The 20,171-nt window shown below is 38.4% G+C and carries 22 protein-coding genes, 3 pseudogenes and 1 riboswitch; of the genes and pseudogenes, 10 read left to right on the top strand and 15 right to left on the bottom strand.

The window, feature by feature from the left end:
- Positions 1-21: 21 nt before the first annotated feature.
- Entirely contained in the window at positions 22-696 is a 675-nt protein-coding gene (locus J7Q84_RS10490) for a site-2 protease family protein (RefSeq protein ID WP_209094494.1), read from the bottom strand.
- A 121-nt stretch (positions 697-817) separates the two neighbouring features.
- Here J7Q84_RS10490 and J7Q84_RS10495 point away from each other — a divergent pair, with 121 nt between their 5' ends.
- Entirely contained in the window at positions 818-1,006 is a 189-nt protein-coding gene (locus J7Q84_RS10495; RefSeq protein ID WP_209094495.1) for a 2-hydroxymuconate tautomerase, read from the top strand.
- Between the two features lie 30 nt (positions 1,007-1,036).
- On the opposite strand, the gene J7Q84_RS10500 is transcribed toward J7Q84_RS10495, so the two are convergent.
- Entirely contained in the window at positions 1,037-2,338 is a 1,302-nt protein-coding gene (locus tag J7Q84_RS10500; RefSeq protein WP_209094496.1) for an HD domain-containing protein, read from the bottom strand.
- A gap of 245 nt (positions 2,339-2,583) precedes the next feature.
- Entirely contained in the window at positions 2,584-2,805 is a 222-nt protein-coding gene (locus tag J7Q84_RS10505) for a YuzB family protein (protein WP_209094497.1), read from the bottom strand.
- Positions 2,806-3,039: 234 nt separating this feature from the next.
- Between J7Q84_RS10505 and J7Q84_RS18750 the strand changes: the two are divergent.
- The 3 genes and pseudogenes from J7Q84_RS18750 to lipL all read left to right on the top strand — a co-directional run.
- Positions 3,040-3,322: pseudogene (locus tag J7Q84_RS18750) on the top strand (RsfA family transcriptional regulator); the annotation flags it as partial.
- A gap of 95 nt (positions 3,323-3,417) precedes the next feature.
- A pseudogene (locus tag J7Q84_RS18755) lies at positions 3,418-3,741 on the top strand (RsfA family transcriptional regulator); the annotation flags it as partial.
- 190 nt (positions 3,742-3,931) lie between these two features.
- Positions 3,932-4,771, top strand: coding sequence for an octanoyl-[GcvH]:protein N-octanoyltransferase (gene lipL, locus J7Q84_RS10515; RefSeq protein WP_481747545.1), 840 nt, complete (start codon positions 3,932-3,934; stop codon positions 4,769-4,771).
- Positions 4,772-4,872: 101 nt separating this feature from the next.
- Here the strand turns inward: lipL and pta are convergent, their stop codons facing one another.
- Positions 4,873-5,844 carry a phosphate acetyltransferase gene (pta, locus tag J7Q84_RS10520; RefSeq protein WP_209094499.1) on the bottom strand — a complete coding sequence of 324 codons (972 nt, stop codon included), beginning with the start codon at positions 5,842-5,844 and terminating at the stop codon, positions 4,873-4,875.
- A 210-nt stretch (positions 5,845-6,054) separates the two neighbouring features.
- Here pta and hemQ point away from each other — a divergent pair, with 210 nt between their 5' ends.
- From hemQ to gerQ, 3 genes are all read left to right on the top strand, one after another.
- Entirely contained in the window at positions 6,055-6,798 is a 744-nt protein-coding gene (hemQ, locus tag J7Q84_RS10525; RefSeq protein WP_209094500.1) for a hydrogen peroxide-dependent heme synthase, read from the top strand.
- A gap of 317 nt (positions 6,799-7,115) precedes the next feature.
- On the top strand, positions 7,116-7,547 hold the full coding sequence (locus tag J7Q84_RS10530; protein WP_209094501.1) for a cell wall hydrolase: 432 nt from the start codon (positions 7,116-7,118) through the stop codon (positions 7,545-7,547).
- Positions 7,548-7,590: 43 nt separating this feature from the next.
- On the top strand, positions 7,591-8,040 hold the full coding sequence (gene gerQ / locus J7Q84_RS10535) for a spore coat protein GerQ (RefSeq protein WP_348519845.1): 450 nt from the start codon (positions 7,591-7,593) through the stop codon (positions 8,038-8,040).
- 36 nt (positions 8,041-8,076) lie between these two features.
- Here the strand turns inward: gerQ and J7Q84_RS10540 are convergent, their stop codons facing one another.
- A complete protein-coding gene (locus J7Q84_RS10540; protein ID WP_209094502.1) occupies positions 8,077-8,448 on the bottom strand; it encodes a DUF423 domain-containing protein in 372 nt (123 codons plus the stop codon).
- 69 nt (positions 8,449-8,517) lie between these two features.
- A complete protein-coding gene (locus tag J7Q84_RS10545) occupies positions 8,518-8,808 on the bottom strand; it encodes a YwdI family protein (RefSeq protein WP_209094503.1) in 291 nt (96 codons plus the stop codon).
- A 141-nt stretch (positions 8,809-8,949) separates the two neighbouring features.
- On the opposite strand from J7Q84_RS10545, the pseudogene J7Q84_RS10550 reads away from it, so the two are divergent.
- Positions 8,950-9,294 (top strand): annotated as a pseudogene (locus J7Q84_RS10550) (purine/pyrimidine permease); the annotation flags it as partial.
- A gap of 149 nt (positions 9,295-9,443) precedes the next feature.
- Positions 9,444-10,265 carry a Cof-type HAD-IIB family hydrolase gene (locus tag J7Q84_RS10555; RefSeq protein WP_209094504.1) on the top strand — a complete coding sequence of 274 codons (822 nt, stop codon included), beginning with the start codon at positions 9,444-9,446 and terminating at the stop codon, positions 10,263-10,265.
- A gap of 62 nt (positions 10,266-10,327) precedes the next feature.
- Here J7Q84_RS10555 and J7Q84_RS10560 read toward each other — a convergent pair whose 3' ends face one another.
- Positions 10,328-11,017: a uracil-DNA glycosylase gene (locus tag J7Q84_RS10560; RefSeq protein WP_209094544.1), complete on the bottom strand. Its 690-nt coding sequence runs from the start codon at positions 11,015-11,017 to the stop codon at positions 10,328-10,330.
- 100 nt (positions 11,018-11,117) lie between these two features.
- On the opposite strand from J7Q84_RS10560, the gene J7Q84_RS10565 reads away from it, so the two are divergent.
- The gene (locus tag J7Q84_RS10565) at positions 11,118-11,594 is read left to right on the top strand and encodes a nucleoside deaminase (RefSeq protein ID WP_209094505.1); all 477 of its coding nucleotides are present in this window, start codon (positions 11,118-11,120) and stop codon (positions 11,592-11,594) included.
- A gap of 61 nt (positions 11,595-11,655) precedes the next feature.
- On the opposite strand, the gene J7Q84_RS10570 is transcribed toward J7Q84_RS10565, so the two are convergent.
- The 8 genes from J7Q84_RS10570 to J7Q84_RS10605 form a co-directional block, all read right to left on the bottom strand.
- On the bottom strand, positions 11,656-12,648 hold the full coding sequence (locus J7Q84_RS10570) for an ABC transporter permease (RefSeq protein ID WP_209094506.1): 993 nt from the start codon (positions 12,646-12,648) through the stop codon (positions 11,656-11,658).
- The gene (locus J7Q84_RS10575; RefSeq protein ID WP_209094507.1) at positions 12,641-13,570 is read right to left on the bottom strand and encodes an ABC transporter ATP-binding protein; all 930 of its coding nucleotides are present in this window, start codon (positions 13,568-13,570) and stop codon (positions 12,641-12,643) included. The genes J7Q84_RS10570 and J7Q84_RS10575 overlap by 8 nt, the downstream gene beginning before the upstream one ends.
- Complete coding sequence (locus J7Q84_RS10580; protein WP_209094508.1) at positions 13,567-14,382, bottom strand: SGNH/GDSL hydrolase family protein; 816 nt, start codon at positions 14,380-14,382, stop codon at positions 13,567-13,569. Before J7Q84_RS10580 ends, J7Q84_RS10575 begins: the two co-directional genes overlap by 4 nt.
- A 156-nt stretch (positions 14,383-14,538) precedes the next feature.
- Complete coding sequence (gene thrB, locus J7Q84_RS10585) at positions 14,539-15,468, bottom strand: homoserine kinase (protein WP_209094509.1); 930 nt, start codon at positions 15,466-15,468, stop codon at positions 14,539-14,541.
- Positions 15,465-16,523 (bottom strand): threonine synthase, encoded by a 1,059-nt coding sequence (thrC, locus tag J7Q84_RS10590; RefSeq protein ID WP_209094545.1) that lies wholly within the window; start codon positions 16,521-16,523, stop codon positions 15,465-15,467. The genes thrB and thrC overlap by 4 nt, the downstream gene beginning before the upstream one ends.
- Positions 16,523-17,818, bottom strand: coding sequence for a homoserine dehydrogenase (locus J7Q84_RS10595; protein WP_209094510.1), 1,296 nt, complete (start codon positions 17,816-17,818; stop codon positions 16,523-16,525). The genes thrC and J7Q84_RS10595 overlap by 1 nt, the downstream gene beginning before the upstream one ends.
- Before the next feature lie 189 nt (positions 17,819-18,007).
- Positions 18,008-18,913: a homoserine O-acetyltransferase MetA gene (gene metA / locus J7Q84_RS10600; RefSeq protein WP_209094511.1), complete on the bottom strand. Its 906-nt coding sequence runs from the start codon at positions 18,911-18,913 to the stop codon at positions 18,008-18,010.
- A gap of 302 nt (positions 18,914-19,215) precedes the next feature.
- Positions 19,216-19,315, bottom strand: a riboswitch (SAM riboswitch).
- Positions 19,316-19,605: 290 nt separating this feature from the next.
- A complete protein-coding gene (locus tag J7Q84_RS10605; protein WP_209094512.1) occupies positions 19,606-20,163 on the bottom strand; it encodes a hypothetical protein in 558 nt (185 codons plus the stop codon).
- Positions 20,164-20,171 lie beyond the last annotated feature (8 nt).

Below are 20,171 nucleotides of genomic sequence, written 5' to 3' on the forward strand. Positions count from 1 at the left end.
TTCTAATTTTACAACAGTCTACTAGTACATTCCAAATAACGGGCCGATCCAAGATTGCAAAAGATTCCATACATATGGAATAGCAACCTGGAAGATAGGTTGAATCGTATATTGATCCAGAGGTGTAATGACAAGAATGAGAAAAATCAATGCACCATAATTTTCATATTGAGTTAACGTCGCCCGTATACCCGGAGGAGCTAAATCTTCAATAATCCGATAACCATCCAGCGGCGGAAATGGCAACAGGTTGAAAACAAATAAAACAATATTTAATCCGATAAACACTTGGAAGAAGTCTTGCAGCGTTTGATTTACTGCAGGAGAAGCCATATCCAGTACACCAAATTTCACAAAGCTATACCAGATAACCAGACCAGCAGTCGCTAAAAAAAGATTACTCAACGGCCCAGCGACAGACACAAGAATTCCTGCTAAACGAGGGTTTTTAAAATGATAGCGATTAACAGGGACCGGCCGTGCCCAACCAAAACCAATAAGAAAAATCGCAATGGTTCCAATTGGGTCAAGATGGGAAAAAGGAGATAGTGTAAGTCTTCCTTGATTTTTTGCAGTCGGATCTCCAAATTTATAAGCTACATAAGCATGAGCAAATTCATGCAGTGAAAATGCCAGCATTAACGAAATAACAACAAGCGGAATTTCCCTTAAAGGATAAGCTAAAAAACCTTCCATTTCCAAACCCCTTTTTCTTTAGTTTCTCTTCGCGATTACTTTCTATATTTTTTAGGATTTTTGTATCTATCTTCAGCTATAATAAGATTGTGCAAGATACATAATAAAGGGAGCGATTATAATGCCATACGTAACAGTAAAAATGCTAGAAGGGCGCACAGAAGAGCAAAAGCAAGCCCTTGCAGAAAAAGTAACAGCTGCGGTTAGTGAAACCACTGGTGCACCTGCAGACAAAATCGTTGTATTCATTGAAGAAATGTCTAAAAATCATTACGCAATTGGTGGCAAGCGCTTAAGCGATATCGAGTAATTCCCAGAAGCAGCTCACAAGCTGCTTCTTTTATTTCCCTTCTAACAAGCTGATAATCTTCTCCTTTACTTTCCCTCTTCTCCCATCCTCATATATTAAATCATGAGGATAAAAAAGCTTTTGGTCTGTCCGTTTCTTTCCAGTAATCGCTTCTACAATATCAGATTCCCTAGATAATTCCCGCAGCTCTCCATTTGGCATCAGAAGTAAAATGGGCAGACGCTCTTCCTCTTCTCCTGTACGGTAAAAGTCATAGGGCAAATCAGAAGTGCTGTCTACAACTAAATAATATTCAGGATCAATGCCTGCTTTTTTGAACAGATTATTTAAATCCAGCCAATTATTTAAACCATGCTTATCTGTAAAGTCTACATATTTAAATAGATTTCTGTTCATAAAACGACGGCATAAATCCTTTAAAATAGCATCTTCTTCTTCCTGCCAGACTTGAAAATAATAATACATAATGTTTTCATCTAATCGTAAATAATCTTCTATCGTTACGTTCTCCTCAAACAAAGAATAGAAGTGGATTGGCTTGTTTTTAAATATATAGTCCTGCGCATGAAGTACTTTTGCGCGGTGCAATATTTTTGTTAATATAACTTCTGAGCTACGCGTAACAGGATGAAAATACACTTGCCAGTACATCTGATAACGACTCATGATGTAATGCTCCACTGCATGCATACCACTGGATTTAATGACTACTTGGTTCCCGTATGGACGCATCACTCTTAAAATACGCTCCATATCAAAGTTACCATAACTTACTCCCGTGTAATATGCATCTCTCAACAAATAATCCATCCGATCTGCGTCAATTTGACTTGAAATCATACTGACAACCAGTTTATTGCTTGAAGTTTTAGCAATAACTTCTGCTACTCTTTGTGGAAATTGGATATCTACTCGGCTCAGCACCTTATTAATTTCTGTATCCCCAAGAACAACCCGTTGTGTAAACTTCTCGTGATCGAGACCAAATACCTTTTCAAAAGAATGAGAAAATGGACCATGCCCTACATCATGAAGAAGTGCAGAACATAAACAAAGCAGACGATCTTCTGCATTCCATTGCGGTCTGCCCTCAAAAATATCGTCAATCATTCTGCGAATAATCTCGTATACCCCCAAGGAATGATTAAAGCGGCTATGCTCCGCTCCATGAAACGTAAAAAAAGTTGTGCCGAGCTGTCGAATACGGCGCAGCCTTTGAAACTCAGCTGTTCCAATTAAATCCCAAATAATTTTATCATGAACATGAATATATCTATGTACGGGGTCTTTAAATACTTTCTTCTCATCTAACTTGCCATTAGCATATAACAAGTCAATACCCCCTTCCGTTACTATAGTACTTTTATTATAGCTAAATTTACGAGTCATTGAAATTAAAGACTATTTACTTTTACATTATGTTAACCCATACTTCATATTTTATATAACGGGACACTTCCAGGAGCAAGAGCTCCATTTACGCCTTATTACTTTCCTCACAGTCTTGAAATTGGATTCGAAACCAGATCAATACTAAATTAAAAAAAGCACTTCTTTCATTCAGAAGTGCTTTTAACTTACTTTAGTTTATCTTCAATTTTCTGAATTAATTCATTTTCATTTGGCGCTGAAACCGGACGATTATTTACAAATGCGAAAGATTTTTTACGTCCTGGGCCACAATAAGATTGGCAGCCAATTTTTATATCTGCAGCATCATCTATTTTTTTCAAGCGAGGAACCAATGTCTTAATATTTGTTGCCTGACAATCGTCGCATATTCGAAATTCATTTCCCATTATTTACAACCCTTTCTCTATATCAAACTTTTCACAGGTATAGTATTTACAAGTTCTAAAACAGCTAAAAGGTATTTTACATTTTCTTTTTTGACTATGCAAGTTTTCTATATGTACTCCACTATTCTCCATACTTTTTAATCTACTATATTTTTAAAAGGTTGGTATAAAAGCTAAATGAGTTGTCCATTCTAAAAATAAGACATTCAGAAATAAAAAAGAGGAGATGAATCTATGAAATTGAGGCAAGATGCTTGGACAGAGGAAGATGATTTATTATTGGCTGAAACTGTCCTTCGGCATGTTCGTGAAGGGAGCACACAACTGAATGCGTTCGAAGAAGTAGGTGACAAACTGAATCGCACATCCGCTGCATGCGGCTTCCGTTGGAACGCAGTCGTGAGATATAACTATGATAAAGCGTTACAATTGGCTAAAAAACATCGAAAAGAGAAAATGCGGGCCTCAAGCGGAGAGCAAGCGAAGAAAAAACTGTTATACTCTCCACCCGCCCTAAATATTCCTTCCATTGATTTAGACAGCGAGGATTATGATGAACTTGAGGGGCTTTCTTTATCAAGCAGCTTACCAGCTCCGGATCCTGCTCCAGCCCCGGCATTGCCGAAATCTATTACAATGACAGACGTCATTAACTTCTTGCATTCTATCGGCAGTTCCAATGTAAAAGCTTCTGCATTACAAACAGAAAACGAAAGATTAAAGAGAGAAAATCAGGAGTATATAAAGCTCAATGAAGAATTAGAAAATAAAATTCAAAAATTAGAACGTGAATCCAATACGATTCAGGAAGATTACGACACAATCATGAAGATTATGAACCGGGCACGTAAGCTTGCACTATTTGAAGAAGAAGACCGCTCCCAAACCACATTTCGCATGGATCGTAACGGCAATTTAGAAAAAATCGCCGAATAAGAGAAACCGTTCTTGCTTTACTTTCTGAACAAAGCAATCCGAACACACAATAAAAAATACAGGAAGAAGCAAATGCATCTCTTATTTTATACATTCTTCTCTATCAAAAAAGATAGCTATTAGGATAGCTATCTTTTTTTTGCTATAATACATATGGCTGTAACAAAACGAAATAAGGAGTTATTTTCGTATGTTGAATGATATTCATCCTATATTATATCAAAAGGAATGGCGCGTAATTGACCAGTCTACCCTCGGTCCCCAATTTCAAGCGCTGCAATCCTTTGCGATTGACGATACATTATGTACTACAGTAGGAAACGGTGCTTCTTCCTCCATTGCAAGGTCGTGGGTACACCATGATACCATTGTACTTGGCATCCAAGACTCCAGGCTTCCATTTCTCAAAGAGGGTATTAAATTTCTGCAGCACCGAGGCTACAATGTTATTGTACGAAATTCCGGTGGACTAGCCGTTGTTTTAGATGAAGGTGTATTAAACATTTCTCTTATTTTACGCGAAACAGAAAAAGGAATTGATATTAATGTCGGCTATGATGCTATGTGGAATTTAATTCGTACCATGCTTGCCGAATACAATGTAACTATTGAGGCAAAAGAAATTGTAGGCTCTTATTGCCCTGGAAGCTATGATTTAAGCATCAATGATAAAAAATTTGCCGGCATTTCACAACGCCGGATTCGCGGCGGTATAGCTGTACAAATTTACTTATGTGCATTAGGAAGTGGATCAGAAAGGGCTGCGCTGGTTCGAGATTTTTATAATATTGCTTTACAAGGAGAACAAACAAAGTTTATTTATCCTGCTATTATTCCTGACACGATGGCTTCTCTTACCGAACTGCTTAGTGAAACCATTACTATTTCCGATTTAATGCTGCGCCTATTGCAAGCTCTCCAGCAACTTTCAGAAATAGTAACACCCTCCGGATTGACAATGGAAGAACTGCCATTGTACGAACATAACTTACAAAGAATAGTAGACCGAAATGAAAAGGCACTTGAATAAGTACCTTTTTATGCAATTGATGTACCTCTTAAAAAAGATACCATCGTTTACACTGAAACAAAAAGCCGATTCGCTTTTTAACGAATCGGCGCATATGCTTTTTATAATGTTTGCGCTGCAGTAATTAATGCAAGCTTGTATACATCTTCTTCGTTACACCCACGAGATAAATCATTCACCGGTTTGTTTAATCCTTGCAGGATTGGACCAATTGCTTCAAAATTCCCTAAACGCTGTGCAATTTTGTAACCGATGTTTCCTGCTTCCAAGCTTGGAAATACAAATACATTTGCATCCCCCTTAATAACAGATCCTGGAGCTTTCTTTTCTGCCACTGATGGGACAAATGCTGCATCGAATTGAAATTCTCCATCTAGTGTCAAATCTGGTGCTATTTCTTTTGCAACCTGTACTGCTTCTACTACTTTTTCTGTTTCTGGAGATTTTGCAGACCCTTTTGTAGAGAAGCTTAGCATCGCTACACGCGGCTCGATTCCAAATAATTCCCCCGTTTTTGCACTTTCAATTGCAATTTCAGCTAAATCCTGACTGGATGGAGAGATATTGATTGCACAGTCTGCAAATACATACTTCTCTTCTTCACGTACCATAATGAACACGCCGGATGTTTTGGAAACGCCTGGCTTTGTCTTAATAATTTGCAATGCCGGGCGTACTGTATCTGCTGTAGAATGAGCTGCTCCGCTTACAAGACCTTGTGCTTTCTCAGTATGTACAAGCATTGTTCCGAAGTAATTTTCATCTTGCAAAATTTCACGAGCACTTTCTTCTGTAGCTTTTCCTTTACGACGTTCTACAAAAGAAGCTACAAGCTCATCTATTGCTTCATATGTTTTTGGATCATAGATATCGATTCCAGATAAGGACAGCTTAAGATTCGCCGCTTTTGCAATGATTTCATCTTTATTTCCCACTAAAATCGGTTTTACCAACTCTTCTTGCGCTAAACGGTCCACCGCGCCTAAAATTCTTTCATCTGTACCTTCTGGAAAAACAATCGTAACACCTTTTCCTTTTAATTTTTCTTTTAACGTTACAAATAAATCGCTCACGATACATCCTCCTATATCTGAAATGGATTCCTTTTCTAGAATAAAACTTTTAAGATTTAAAAAACAGCAAAACGCAAAATAATCATTTATTAATAATATTCATAAGATTTTTACATGATATGTAAAGGCTTGCATAGAATTCGTATGTTTTTACTCATTTATGTTATAGTAAGAAATGAGATTAAATTCAGTAGCAGGAGTTGGATTAAAATGAATGAAGCTGCAAAAACATTAGAAGGCTGGTATTGTTTACATGACTTCCGCACCATGGACTGGGCGGCTTGGAAAGAGCTTACAAGTGACGAACGTCAAAGTGCCATTTTTGAGTTCTTAAACATGATTGAAAAATGGAATAAAACAGAAACTGAAAACCAAGGCAGTCATGCACTCTATACTATTGTTGGTCAAAAAGCAGATTTTATGATGATGATTTTGCGCCCGACAATGGAAGAGCTTAATGAAATTGAAAATGAATTCAATAAGTCTAAATTGGCACAATATACAATCCCATCTTATTCTTACGTATCTGTAGTAGAATTAAGCAACTACTTGCCAGCTGACGAAGACCCATATCAGAACCCGCAAGTATTAGCTCGTTTGTATCCAATGTTACCAAGAGTAAATCATGTTTGCTTCTATCCGATGGATAAGCGCAGACAAGGTGATGACAATTGGTACATGCTTCCTATGGAAGAACGTAAAAAAATGATGTACAGCCACGGTAAAATTGGGCGTCAATATGCTGGAAAGGTAAAGCAAATCATTACAGGTTCAGTAGGGTTTGACGATTATGAATGGGGTGTAACCTTATTTTCTGATGATGTTCTGCAATTTAAAAAGCTTGTATACGAAATGCGCTTTGATGAAGTGAGCGCTCGTTACGGTGAATTCGGTACATTCTTCGTCGGAAATATCCTCACAGAAGATCGAGTTGCAAAATTCTTATACGTATAATTAAGAGCTTCGTGCATTAGCACGAAGCTTTTTTAAGTATAAAAAAGCTTTTCTTCCCTCATACACTTAAAAAATATGCTATGGCAAATGCGGATTCGGGCTAGTTTCATTTTCTCTTGGTCCTAGGCAATTTGTCTTAGTTGTTTGTCATATCTCTCTGTTGCCCTTCATACGTATGAATTAGTGGTTCATAATTCAATAAATTCACCCTTCCTTTCATAAATCCTAATAATCTGAACCTCTTTTAGCATCTTTACATGGATACATTAAAGTCCTTCTCCATCCACAGCTAGAAGCAACAAGAATGAGGTGAGCAGATGGGTGTTATTAAAGCAACTGAAGAAGATGTAAAGCTTCTCGCTAGATTGATGAGAGCAGAAGCTGAAGGTGAAGGTCAGCAAGGAATGCTGCTGGTAGGAAATGTAGGCGTCAACCGTGTTCGAGGCAACTGTCTGGATTTCAAAAATATTACAAACCTGAGGCAAATGGTATTCCAAGATCCAGGGGGATTTGAAGCAACACAAAAAGGATACTTTTATCAACGTGCACGAGAAAGTGAAATAGCATTGGCACGAAGAACGATTAATGGAGAGCGTTTTTGGCCGGGTACGTATGCTCTTTGGTTTTTCCGCCCTGCCGGTCCTTGTCCACCGACTTGGTATGATCAGAAAAACTCAGGAAGGCATAAAAATCATTGCTTCTTCCAGCCTACCGGAAGTGATTGTCCAAATGTGTACAACACGTTTTAATCACAACATATCTATATTACATCTTTAAAAGGAGGGTTTCACTGTGAGTCAAAATCAACAGCCAAAAAATCCATACGGTGCAGGAAGCTTTTATCAGCCCTCAGGAGGCTACTTACCTCCAGGACAACAAGTTCCTCAACAAGCTGCTATGCCGCAAGGTTATTCAATACCGCCGCAACAGCAAGTACAGGCTCAGTTTGCCGTCGCTACAGGCCAGCTGCCAATTGAGCAATCCTACATTGAAAACATTCTGCGATTGAATAAAGGAAAAAAAGCAACCGTATATATGACATTCGAGCGCGGCAGTTCACTTGGCACAAAAACTTTCACAGGGACCATTGAAGCCGCGGGCAGAGATCATATTATCATTAGTGATGCTACTACAGGAAAACGCTACTTATTGCTGATGGTCTACTTAGATTATGTAGAGTTTGATGAGGCGATTACCTACTTGCCGGGGCAGTTAGGCGCATATTCCTCTCGCCCATATTAAAAAAAGCTGACAGTCCCTGTGGACTGTCAGCTTTTTTTATAATCCTTTTACGACAGCAATTCCAAGTAAAACCCATGCCGTTAAAAAGGTGACACCTCCAAGCGGAGTAATCGCACCTAATATTTTAATACCAGACACACTAAGAATATATAAGCTGCCAGAGAACAATAAAATACCTGTTACCATGAGCCAGCCAGACCAAGACACAAGCGCTGATCCAGAAAGCTTGTATCCTAAGAAAGCCACTACAAACAACCCGCCTGTTTGAAACATTTGGTATGTAACGCCCGTCTTCCATACTTCTAAAGCCTTTGCAGAAATTTTCCCTTCTAAACCATGTGCCCCAAATGCTCCTAAAGCAACGGTTAAAAAGGCGCTAATACAACCTAGTAAGAAAAATATTTTCATAAATGCCACCTATTTTCTTTTTATTTTTATGATAAAGAAAATTGAATAGATATGCCAACTGTTTTTCTCCTAAAAGTCAAACAAAGATGAACCGTTAGCATCCTCCTCTTCTTGATAACGTACAGAGGCGGTCCCTGATACGTTCCCTGCTTTTGGATTCTTCCATTCTCCTGTCATCATAGCCATTTCGCGTTCAGAAATAGCTGTACTTGCTGCTGGCGATTCTTCTAGCAAAAGCTCACATAATGCTCGAATAGCAGTGAGATGCTCTCTCATTTTTTGCTCATTATGTTTCTGCACAGCAGCAGCTTTTATCTCATGAGACATTTTATTTAACACTTTATCAATAGAAATTTGCATATTTTTCACCTCTCGATTATGCGTTTCAATACTATTATAATATTATTTTTCTTTAATATCTCCTGAATTCCCTTTTTTGAATATGAAGTTTAAAATGTTATATTACAATACTGTACTTTGCTAGAAAAGAGGTTCTATATCATAAAAATGGCTCTTTCATCCTTACAATGGATGTTTATTTTAGCTAACTGCATCATTGTACCTATTACAATTGCTGCAAACTATGGACTCAACGACATGGAAACCATATCATTTATCCAAAGAACACTGTTTGTCCTTGGTATCGCAGGAATTCTTCAAGCATGGCTTGGACACTGTCTCCCTATTAATGAAGGACCTGCTGGACTTTGGTGGGGCGTATTTTCTCTTTATGCCAGCTTAGGGACCGTTTTATTTGGATCTCCATCCGAAACATTACTTGTACTGCAATTTTCATTGATGGCTAGCGGAGTGATTGCAATATTGCTCAGCTTGCTCGGATCTGTTATGTGTATTGTGATAGAAGTATTCTTTGCAATTAGATAGCAAAGGATTCCACAACAAAATTCATAATTTGGAAACAAACTGTTCATTGCCTCTAGAAAGCATTGTTGCTAGGATAAGAGTGTATTTATATAAGGAAAGGACTAACAACAATGACTTACAAAATGATTGTACTAGATTTAGATGATACATTGCTGCGTGACGACCATACTATTTCTCCTCGTACAAAACAAGCATTAATGGATGCACAAAGATTAGGAGTAAAGGTGGTATTGGCATCAGGACGTCCGACATTTGCAATGCATGCCCTTGCTGAAGAGCTTTATCTAGCCGAATACGGGAGCTTTATTTTATCCTTTAACGGTGCGAAAATCATTAATTGCAAAACAAAGGAAGAATTATTCAGCAGTACCTTACCGCCAGAAACAGTTCATCGTCTATATGACATCAGCCGCCAAGAAGGTGTATGGATTCATACATATATGGATGATGTAATTGTCACAGAAACAGATAACGCGTTTACAAAGATTGAAAGTGAGATTACAGGACTGCCTATTGCTGAAGTTAATAGTTTTGTACAAGCAGTGACTGAATCTGTAGTAAAAGTATTGATGGTAGAAGAACCCGAGCGTCTCGCTCAGGTAGAAGAGAAGCTGCAGCAAGAGCTTGCAGATGAGATGAATGTTATACGTTCCAAACCATTTTTCCTGGAGTTTACCGAGGCTGGTGTAACAAAAGGAACAAGTCTAAACCTTTTGATTCAAACACTTGGCATCACACGTGAAGAAGTGATTGCAGTCGGGGACAGCTACAACGATTTAGCAATGATTGAATTTGCAGGCTTAGGAGTAGCCATGGGTAATGCTCCCGACAGTATTAAACAAAAAGCGAACTATGTTACTGACACAAACATGAATGATGGAGTAGCTAAAGTTATCGAAGAATTTGTACTTAAACAAGTTGTACTTATATAAAAAACCTCCCAGGAGGTTTTTTTATATAAGTAACAATGTAATTATCCAACTTACATCTCACATTATGTATTCTGTATATCAGGGACCTCCCAATCAATCGGTTCTTCGCCAATGCTTTGTAAGTAAGTGTTAATATGAGAGAACGGCTTACTTCCAAAAAACCCGCGATGTGCTGAGAGCGGACTTGGATGAACTGATTTAATAAAATAATGCTGTTTATTTGTGATTAGGCGCATTTTTTTCTGTGCAGGATTCCCCCATAAAACAAAAACAACTGGCTTTTCACGTTCATTTAACAGCTCAATTACACGGTCTGTAAAAAGCTCCCACCCTTTTCCTTTATGAGAATTAGCTTCTCCTTTGCGAACTGTTAAAACCGTATTTAACAACAATACACCTTGCTGTGCCCATTTCACTAATGATCCATGATTTGGAATATGACAGCCAATATCATTATGCAGTTCTTTAAAGATATTTTGTAATGATGGGGGAATACGTACACCCGGATTTACTGAAAAGCTAAGGCCATGTGCTTGATTCGGCCCATGATATGGATCTTGGCCTAAAATAACTACCTTTGTATCAGTGTAGCTTGTATAATTCAATGCATTAAAAATATCATTCATATCCGGATAGACTATTTGTGTAGCATATTCATGCTTCAAAAATTCTTGAAGCTCTTTATAATATGGTTTTTCAAATTCCTCTTGTAACAACGGCCACCAATCATTCTTCAAAACCTGCTGTACCAATTGCTTCACACCTCATCTCTCAGTCTTTCTTTTATGTTTTGCTCATACACTTAATACTACACATTTTTTTCGATGAGGAAAAGGAAGAGGAGGCGTAAGAATGGGGCATCCACAATTTATGAAACTCGCTATTGATGCAGCATTTGAAAATGTAAAGCAGGGAAAAGGAGGGCCATTTGGGGCTGTTATTGTAAAAGATGAAAAGGTGATTGCTGTAGGAACAAATGAAGTAACATCCTCTACCGATCCGACTGCGCATGCAGAAGTGCAAGCCATTCGAAAAGCATGTCAAGTACTTGGCGATTTTCAATTAAAGGACTGTATTTTATATACAAGCTGTGAGCCATGCCCTATGTGCCTCGGTGCTATTTACTGGGCACGACCGAAAGAAATCTATTATTGCTTCACCCGTGAAGAAGCAGCTCACATAGGATTCGATGATGCCTTAATTTACAATGAGGTTTCTCAGCCTATTGAAGAACGAATCATCCCTACAAATAGGCTCCCTTTTTTCCTTGAAAAGGAACAAAACCCTTTTCATTTATGGACAGAAAAGCAAGATAAAATCGAATATTAAAATTCATAAAAACAGTTATTTTTTTGTAAAAGAGTTGTCCGTTTATTCCGGACAACTCTTTTTAACTAGTCATATCTTGCTTTGTAAATACAAAAAATGCAATACATAAAGAAGCCACTGCCCACACAGTTAAATTTAGGAGCGAAAAACCCATAGACAATCCTTTCAGTGCAGGAAGCTGACCAGATAAATAATCTGTCAATGTAAGATTTACGCTGAAAATATATTTTGCTCCTTCCCATGCAGTAGAAAAATTACTTAAAATTCCCCCTGCAATCAACGCTGCCAGCATAACACCCATTCCTGCGGGAGTATTGCGAATCAATACCGATATCATAAAAGATATCGTTCCAACAACGACCGCCACAAACCATGCTAATCCATAAGCCATCGTAATATACTTCCACTGTGGAATAAGATGAACAAAGCTTGTATTTAAATTATCATTCTCGATCATAAATCCGGTCAGAATAGGCATACCCCATCCTTTATAACCGAAGATAATCCCTGATATGACATAACATAAAATTCCTACAATAAGCAGTATTAATGAAACAAATAGCAGCATCGTAACATACTTACTCAATAAAATTTTCCACCTTCGAATTGGCCTTGTAAGCAGTACTTTTATTGTCCCATCACTTCGCTCTCCAGACACAATATCAATGGCTATAATCATAACAAGCAGCGGAATAAATAATGTAATGCCTTGTTCAATAAATCCTCTTACAAAAGTAGGGGCTCCCGGTGCAGTAGGATTTATATCATGCTCTAGATAATACTGCTGCTGTTCTACTTTTACCTTCAACCACTGGCGCCACTCTTCTGGCAGCCTCGAACTGTTCAACCTATTTTGCGTATCAACGATTTGCTGTTGCAACGCTACTCTCCAATCGTCTGTTCCCAGGCGCTTGATAGTCGTTTCTATTTGCTTAAATTGAGCATATACAAAAATAGGAATCAACACAGTTAAAATAAGAATCACTACCGCAATGCGTTTTTTTCGATAAACCTTCTCTGCCTCGTTATAAACAAGATTAAAAAATTCACGCACTCTCTTCCCCCCTTGTAAGCTCCATAAACAGATCCTCCAAAGTAACGACAACTTCCCTTACCCCATGTACTTGAACCCCTTCTTCAATCAGAGCCTTTGTATATATGCTAATTTGCTCAAGCGGCATACGGCAAACTAGAGTTCCATCCTGTTCATGCAGTTCTTTAATAGCTTCAGACGTTTCTAAAACAGCTTTTGCACGTTCTAACGGTGAAACCTTCCATTCTACTCTGTCTGTTGCTGTTGTCACCAGTTCTTCAATTGTAGAAACAGTAATCATTTTCCCATGATTGATGATGGCAACTCGATCACACAACATCTGTACTTCACTTAGCAAGTGACTAGAAATAAACACACTCATATTTTCTTTTCTCACAAGCTCATGAACAAATTCCCTAAGCTCACGAATACCAGCAGGGTCCAGTCCATTTGTCGGTTCATCCAAAATAAGCAGTTTCGGTTTTCCAAGAAGAGCCTGTGCAATACCGAGACGCTGCTTCATTCCTAAAGAATATGTTTTTACACGGTCGTGAATACGTTTATCTAAGTGTACCATCCTTGTAATCTCTGCAATACGTTCATCTGTAATATTCCCCAGCATACGGGCAAACTGTTTTAAATTTTCCCATCCTGTGAGATACGTATACAATTCTGGATTTTCCACAATGCTGCCAACCTGGCGCATAGCGTGACAAAACTGGGATTTGATATCATAGCTGCCGATGGCTATTCTTCCTTTAGTCGGTTTAATCAGACCGACAAGCATACGAATAGTTGTTGTTTTTCCTGCACCATTAGGACCTAAAAAACCAAAAACTTCCCCTCTATATACATCAAATGAAACATTTTCTACTAATGCTTTCTTACCGATTATTTTTGTTAGCCCTGTTACTGTCAAAACCTTTTCTTTATCGTCACTCATTCTGCCTCACCGTCTTTCATGTGTATATTCAATTGACTCGTTATATTTTGCATAAGACGAGATCCTATAAGTTCGTATCCCTTATCATTTGGATGAAAGTGGTCTGTATATAGTAATTCATTCCCTCTGCTTTGGAACAAATCAAACATAGGAACAATATACGTCTTGGAATAGTTTAACGCTGTTTTCTCAAGCACACTATTCCAATTCACAACTGTTTCTGATGACCCCTTCAGGTCCTGGACATCTTCAAATGGATTATATAAACCTACCCAGAAAATAGGACTTTCAGGATTCAGCTTTCTTAACTCGGTTAAAATGTTATTGACATTCTCTGCAAACGTTGTGACATCTGGTCGATATTTAGTGAAATCTACATTTCCAAGTGTCTCCCACCCAGGAAACAAATCGTTACCTCCAATAGTCAATATAATAATATCGGCTTGTTGAATGGAGTATTGTGCTCCTTTACTGGATAGCTGCACAGCTAAATCCTTCATTTTTGCGCCACTCACAGCCAAATTGACAAGCATAGTTTTTTGCCCGTACTGTGTTTCTAAATTCCCTTTAACCCTTCCAATATATCCAATTCCCTCCTTGTCACCTACGCCGCGTGTAAGAGAGTCTCCCAAGCTTACAATATGTAACTGTTCCTTCCCTATTTTTGCTCTTTCTTTTTTCTCATTCAATTGAGGCAAATTAGAAGCCTCTGGCTTCAATACATCTTTGACACCCATTACAAAACCATAGGCAAAGAAACTAAATGAAATAATCGTTAACAATAGCATTACTTTTACAAATGTTGACCTCATTGTTATCGTCTCCATGTTTTTTGGATAATTATATCAAACAAAAAAAGAGAAACAAAAAAATCCATGCCTTCATCTGACTTTTACTTCTAATTATGTTCTTCATGATTTCCTATGCTGACAAAGTTGTATCTATTTACACGAAAAACACCTCAAAAGCTATAAGCTTTCAAGGTGTTCTTGTTCTACTGAATTATAATAGACCTGTATCCCTTTATTTTCTGCCTCTAGCACTTCAACTATGCATTTTGGAAAAAATGGTTGTAAATACTGCTGTACGTCTTTTCCTGCTCCTTTAGCAACATAGCATATGACAGTTGGCCCAGCACCACTTAATGAACATCCAAATATGTGCTCATGTTGTGAGAAGCCTCGAAGGAGTTCAAGCTCTGGAACAAGAGACAGACGATATGATTCATGAAACAAGTCGCGCTGCATCGCTTCTCCTGCAATCTTCCAATTATTCGTAAGAATAGCAGCAACAAGTAAATTCGCCATCCCGCTGCTTCTTACTGCTTGCTTATAGGGCAACTGCTTAGGTAGCACTTGTCTCGCTGCACTGGTTTTCAATTCATAAGAAGGGATGACTGCCACTATCTCTACTTCAAGAATAGGGTAGGAAACTAAAGCTGTATATTCTTCCCCATATGTACCTGTTGTCATTCCTCCGTACAGAGATGCCCCTACATTATCAATATGCCCTTCGAAACTACAGGCCAGTTCCAGTTTTTCCTGCTTAGTCAATCCAAGATCACAGAGTATATTGGCAATTTCAATTCCAGCAACAATAGCAGAAGCGCTGCTTCCCAACCCGCGTGCAAGAGGAATCTCACTTTCAACCTCTAATCGGCAATATGGGAGCATAGCGTTATATTGCTGTGCTGTTTTACAAGCTATTTGAATAAGAAAATTTTGTTCATCTTCGGGCATCCCAGATAATAGCTCTGATTTGGACTTACAAGTCCATTCATAATGAGAATATACCTTCACTATCAAGTACTTATTAACGGCAAGTCCAATAGAATCAAAGCCAGGACCAAGGTTTGAGGTACTTCCAGGCACTCTTATTGTAAATAAAGGAGCTGTCATCGCAATACAACTCCTTCAATATGCTCCAATACGATCTTTTCATCGTTTGGCAGAACAATAGGTTGGATGTTCTTTGTTTTAATCGCAATATCAGGGTCCTTTAAGCCATTCCCTGTTAATACAGCAACAATCCGGCTTCCTTTAGAAATTTCTCCAGTTTTGACTTGCTTAATTACACCCGCTATCGATGCACATGATCCAGGCTCAGCAAAAATCCCTTCGGTCCTTGCCAGTAATTCATATGCCTGTAAAATTTCTGCGTCTGTTACTTCATCGATTTTTCCACGGGATTCCCGTGCAGCTGCCACAGCTTTATCCCAGCTTGCTGGGTTTCCAATACGGATAGCCGTGGCAATGGTTTCCGGGTTTTCAATCTTGTGTCCTCTTACAATCGCCGCTGAGCCTTCCGCTTCAAATCCGCGCATCTGAGGCAATTGTGTGCCGCAATTATCGTGATATTCCTGAAATCCTTTCCAATACGCCGTAATATTACCGGCATTTCCTACAGGAATGGCTAAAATATCAGGGGCTTCGCCTAGGGCATCGCAAATTTCAAAGGCTGCTGTTTTTTGCCCTTCAATTCGATAAGGATTGATGGAGTTCACAAGTGCAATCGGAGCTGTTTCACTTAATTTACGTACCATTTGCAGCGCATGGTCAAAGTTCCCATCAATACTTACAATCTCAGCTCCATACATCACTGCCTGGGCCAGCTTTCCATAAGCAATTTTTCCATTTGGAATCATTACGATGCATTTCATGCCTGCGCGAGCTGCATATGCCGCTGCCGACGCTGAGGTATTCCCTGTGGAAGCACAAATGACCGTGCGGCTGCCTTCCTCCTTTGCCTTTGCTACTGCCATTACCATTCCACGATCCTTAAAAGAACCTGTCGGGTTAGCTCCTTCTATTTTTACATAAACTTCTACACCAAGCTCTTGAGATAGACGTTCAAGCAGAATAAGAGGGGTGTTCCCTTCCTGCAGCGAAAGAGACGGTGTTTTTTCCGTAATCGGCAAATATTCTTTATACTGAGCTAGAAGTCCTCTCCACATCATTTTCGATCCCCTTCGATTCTATAACTCGCTTTAATTCCCTCGATGCTTTCAAGCTCTTGCAGCTTTTGCAAAATGGTATTATAGTCTGCCAAGGATGCTCGGTGCGTCACAATAACTACTTCAGCTGTATTTGTTTCTAGTAAAGGAACTTGAATAATTTTTTCAAAACTTACGCCGTATTGAGAGAATAGAGATGTAACCTGAGCAAACACACCAACTTCATCTTTCACATGAATACGCAAGAAATGCTTTACAGAAATTTCATGGTCTTCTTTTAATACTTTCGGATATTGAGGAGACACAGCGCTATTTCCATTCACGCCTAGCCTCATGTTTTTCATAACCGCAACTAAGTCAGAAACTACCGCAGTTGCAGTTGGAAGACTTCCAGCACCTGGACCATAAAACATTGTTTCTCCTACAGCCTCTCCATACACATAAATAGCATTGTATTCATTATTAACAGAAGCAAGAGGATGATTATTTGCAAGCAGAGTCGGTTCTACACTTATTTCAAGTTTCTCCCCATCGCGTTTGGCAAGACCAATCAGCTTCATTGTATATCCAAGACTTTTGCTATAATTTAAATCTTCTTCCGTAATACGCGTAATTCCCTTTACCTTCACATCTTCTAACTCTACGTTAGCAGAAAATCCAAGCGTTGCTAAAATTGTCATTTTCCTTGCCGCATCAAGCCCTTCAACATCAGATGTTGGGTCAGCCTCTGCATATCCAAGCTCTTGCGCCTCTTTTAAAACATCTTCATAAGAGCTTCCCTCATTGCTCATCTTTGTCAAAATAAAGTTTGTCGTACCATTTACAATTCCCATCATTTTTGTAATACGATCAGACGATAATCCATCTACAATGCTGCGAAGAATGGGAATCCCTCCAGCTACGCTCGCTTCATAAAATAAATCACATCTATTTTCCTTTGCAACTGATAACAACTCTGTTCCATATACAGCCATTAAATCCTTATTTGCTGTAACCACATGTTTGTTATTCCGAAGAGCTGTTAGTATGTATTCTCTCGCATCATGCAGTCCTCCCATCACTTCAATTACTACATTAATGTCTGGACTGCTGATAATATCATGTACATTGGTTGTAAGAAGATCGGGTGATAATTGAACTGCTCTTTCCTTATCAATTTCTCGAACTAACACTTTTGAGATTTTAACAGGACACCCAATTTGATGTCTAAGCCTGTCTTGATGGTTCTCAATAATTTTGACAACACCGCTTCCTACAGTGCCAAGTCCTAGCAGTCCTACCTGAATCTCCTTCATGGAATATCCCCCTAAAAATGTATTTAAATGTCATTATATAAGCGCCAAAATTAAAAAACAATATATTATTAATATTCAGAATTAAATGAACGCAGATTCGGTTTTCACCTAACAACAGACTGCCTCACACGTTATTGCGAGAAGCAGTTTTTCAATTTTTTCTGCGCCAATGCTCACAACAATATCATGTTATAAAAGATAGGGTGTTTCCTGGTATACGTAATAATTAAGCCAATTCGAGAAAAGAAGATTTCCATGTCCTCTCCACGTTACAATCGGTTTGTTTCGTGGATTATCCCCTTCAAAATATGCCTTTGGAATAGTAATGTCTAGTCCTCGATTCACATCGCGTTCATATTCACTTCTTAACGTATCCCTGCCGTACTCACTATGCCCAAGCACAAATATGTGCTTTCCATCTTGCCCCATAACTAGATGAACACCAGCTTCCTCTGATTCTCCTAAAATCTCTAACTCTTTAATTCGTTCGATATCCTCTCTCCTTACCTCAGTATAACGAGAATGGGGCGCTAAAAAGATATCATCAAATCCGCGCAGCAGCTGTACATTCATTCGCTTCACTTCGTGCTCAAATACACCGAACATTTTTTGATCAAGTGTATATTTAGGAATGTCATAATGATAGTACAGTCCTGCCTGTGCACCCCAGCAAATATGTAAAGTAGAAGTGACATTAGTATTGGTAAACTCCATAATACCTTTTAGCTCATCCCAATAATCTACTTCTTCAAACGGCAAGGTTTCTATCGGTGCACCAGTAATGATAAATCCATCAAATTTTTGATCATGAATATCATTAAATGTTTTGTAAAAGCTCGTCAAATGTTCCTGCGTTACATTTTTTGAAGTATAAGATTCCATATGAAGTAACTGTACATCTACCTGTAACGGTGTATTTCCAATTAAACGAAGCAGCTGTGTTTCCGTTTCTATTTTGGTCGGCATCAGATTTAAAATCCCAATCTTTAATGCGCGGATATCCTGTGTTTCCGCACGTTCTTTTGTCATAACAAAAATATTTTCATTTTGCAGCACCTTCCGTGCCGGTAATTCTTTATCAATAATGATTGGCATTCGTTGTTCCTCCAGTCAAAACATGTTCAATGTTTGCCAGTAAATTTTCTAACTAACGTACGTTTCACTCAAAAATCATGCTATCAATTCGAGTACAAATATATTTTTTCGATTCTAGATAAAATAACACTACTAATCCTTTGGCTGTATCAATTTACAAATGATATTTCTATATAACAACATTGTTCTAGATTCCCTACTTCTGTTATGCATCTATCCTTTCTTCTTCCAAAACAAAAAGCCGCTTCTTTTCCTAAAAATAAAAGAAGCGGCTTTGCATACTCAGACATATTGGAGCCAATCTCTTATCTTTCAGGTAAACCTGCTGGATTTAGCACAATTCCGATATCGGCTGTTGCCAAGGCTTCACTGGGCCAGTCCCTCTGCCTTTCTTGATAAGAATGCAATTCAATTAGCGTCATTGTAAAAGAATTTTATATAACTGTCAATGTTTTTTTCTGAATATTTAAACATCAAGCGAACTTAATCATTCCATATTATCCTGCCTAATTTTAAAATAGGCTTATACCAAATTATTACTGAAAAAGGAGCAAATTAAAATATAGTAGGTGCGAAGTAAAACTACCAATACCAGACATAGAGGAAAACCGCAGGGATCCCTTGCGGTTTTCTGTTTTAATTATCAATAATTCTACAACCTTGTAAACCTATTAACTCTTTTCCTTCTTTACTCATTTGTTCATCTGAGCCAAGAAATCCCCTAGAAGGTCCTCCATTTTTTCCTCTTCCTGCTCTTCTACCTGATTAAATACTTCAGATTGCTGGACCTGCTCCCAATCAAAATTATCTAAATCATCCAATGCAGCGACCGTTGCTGCATGCTCGGTTTCTCCCCTAGGTTTAACAGCAACATAAGCCTCTTCTTGCAGGTATAACGCTTCTTCAATATCTAATGCATTACTGTTAAGACTTGCAAGCAGAGACGCAGTACGAACAGGGTTTGACAATAACTGGTAGACAATGCTACCAAGCAAGGCTTCTGAATGCTCATGCTTTAGCCAATCTCTCTGTTCTTTACTCAATCCTTTAGGAAGAGGAATTGTAAGAGCTTCCTTCTCCTTCGATACAGCACTATTAATACCATTTACAACAAATTCAGCCACTTTACTTGAAAAGTTCCTTTTTTCTGTTTCCTTTAATCGTTGCAAATGCTTTATGATATGATCCGGTGTATCAGACGGGATACGGAATGTAATAGGTTTTCCTCTCTTAATTTCCGCTTCCTTCATATACAATC

This window comes from Bacillus sp. 165 (genome assembly GCF_017742235.1).
Classification (GTDB): domain Bacteria; phylum Bacillota; class Bacilli; order Bacillales; family Bacillaceae_G; genus JAGHKQ01.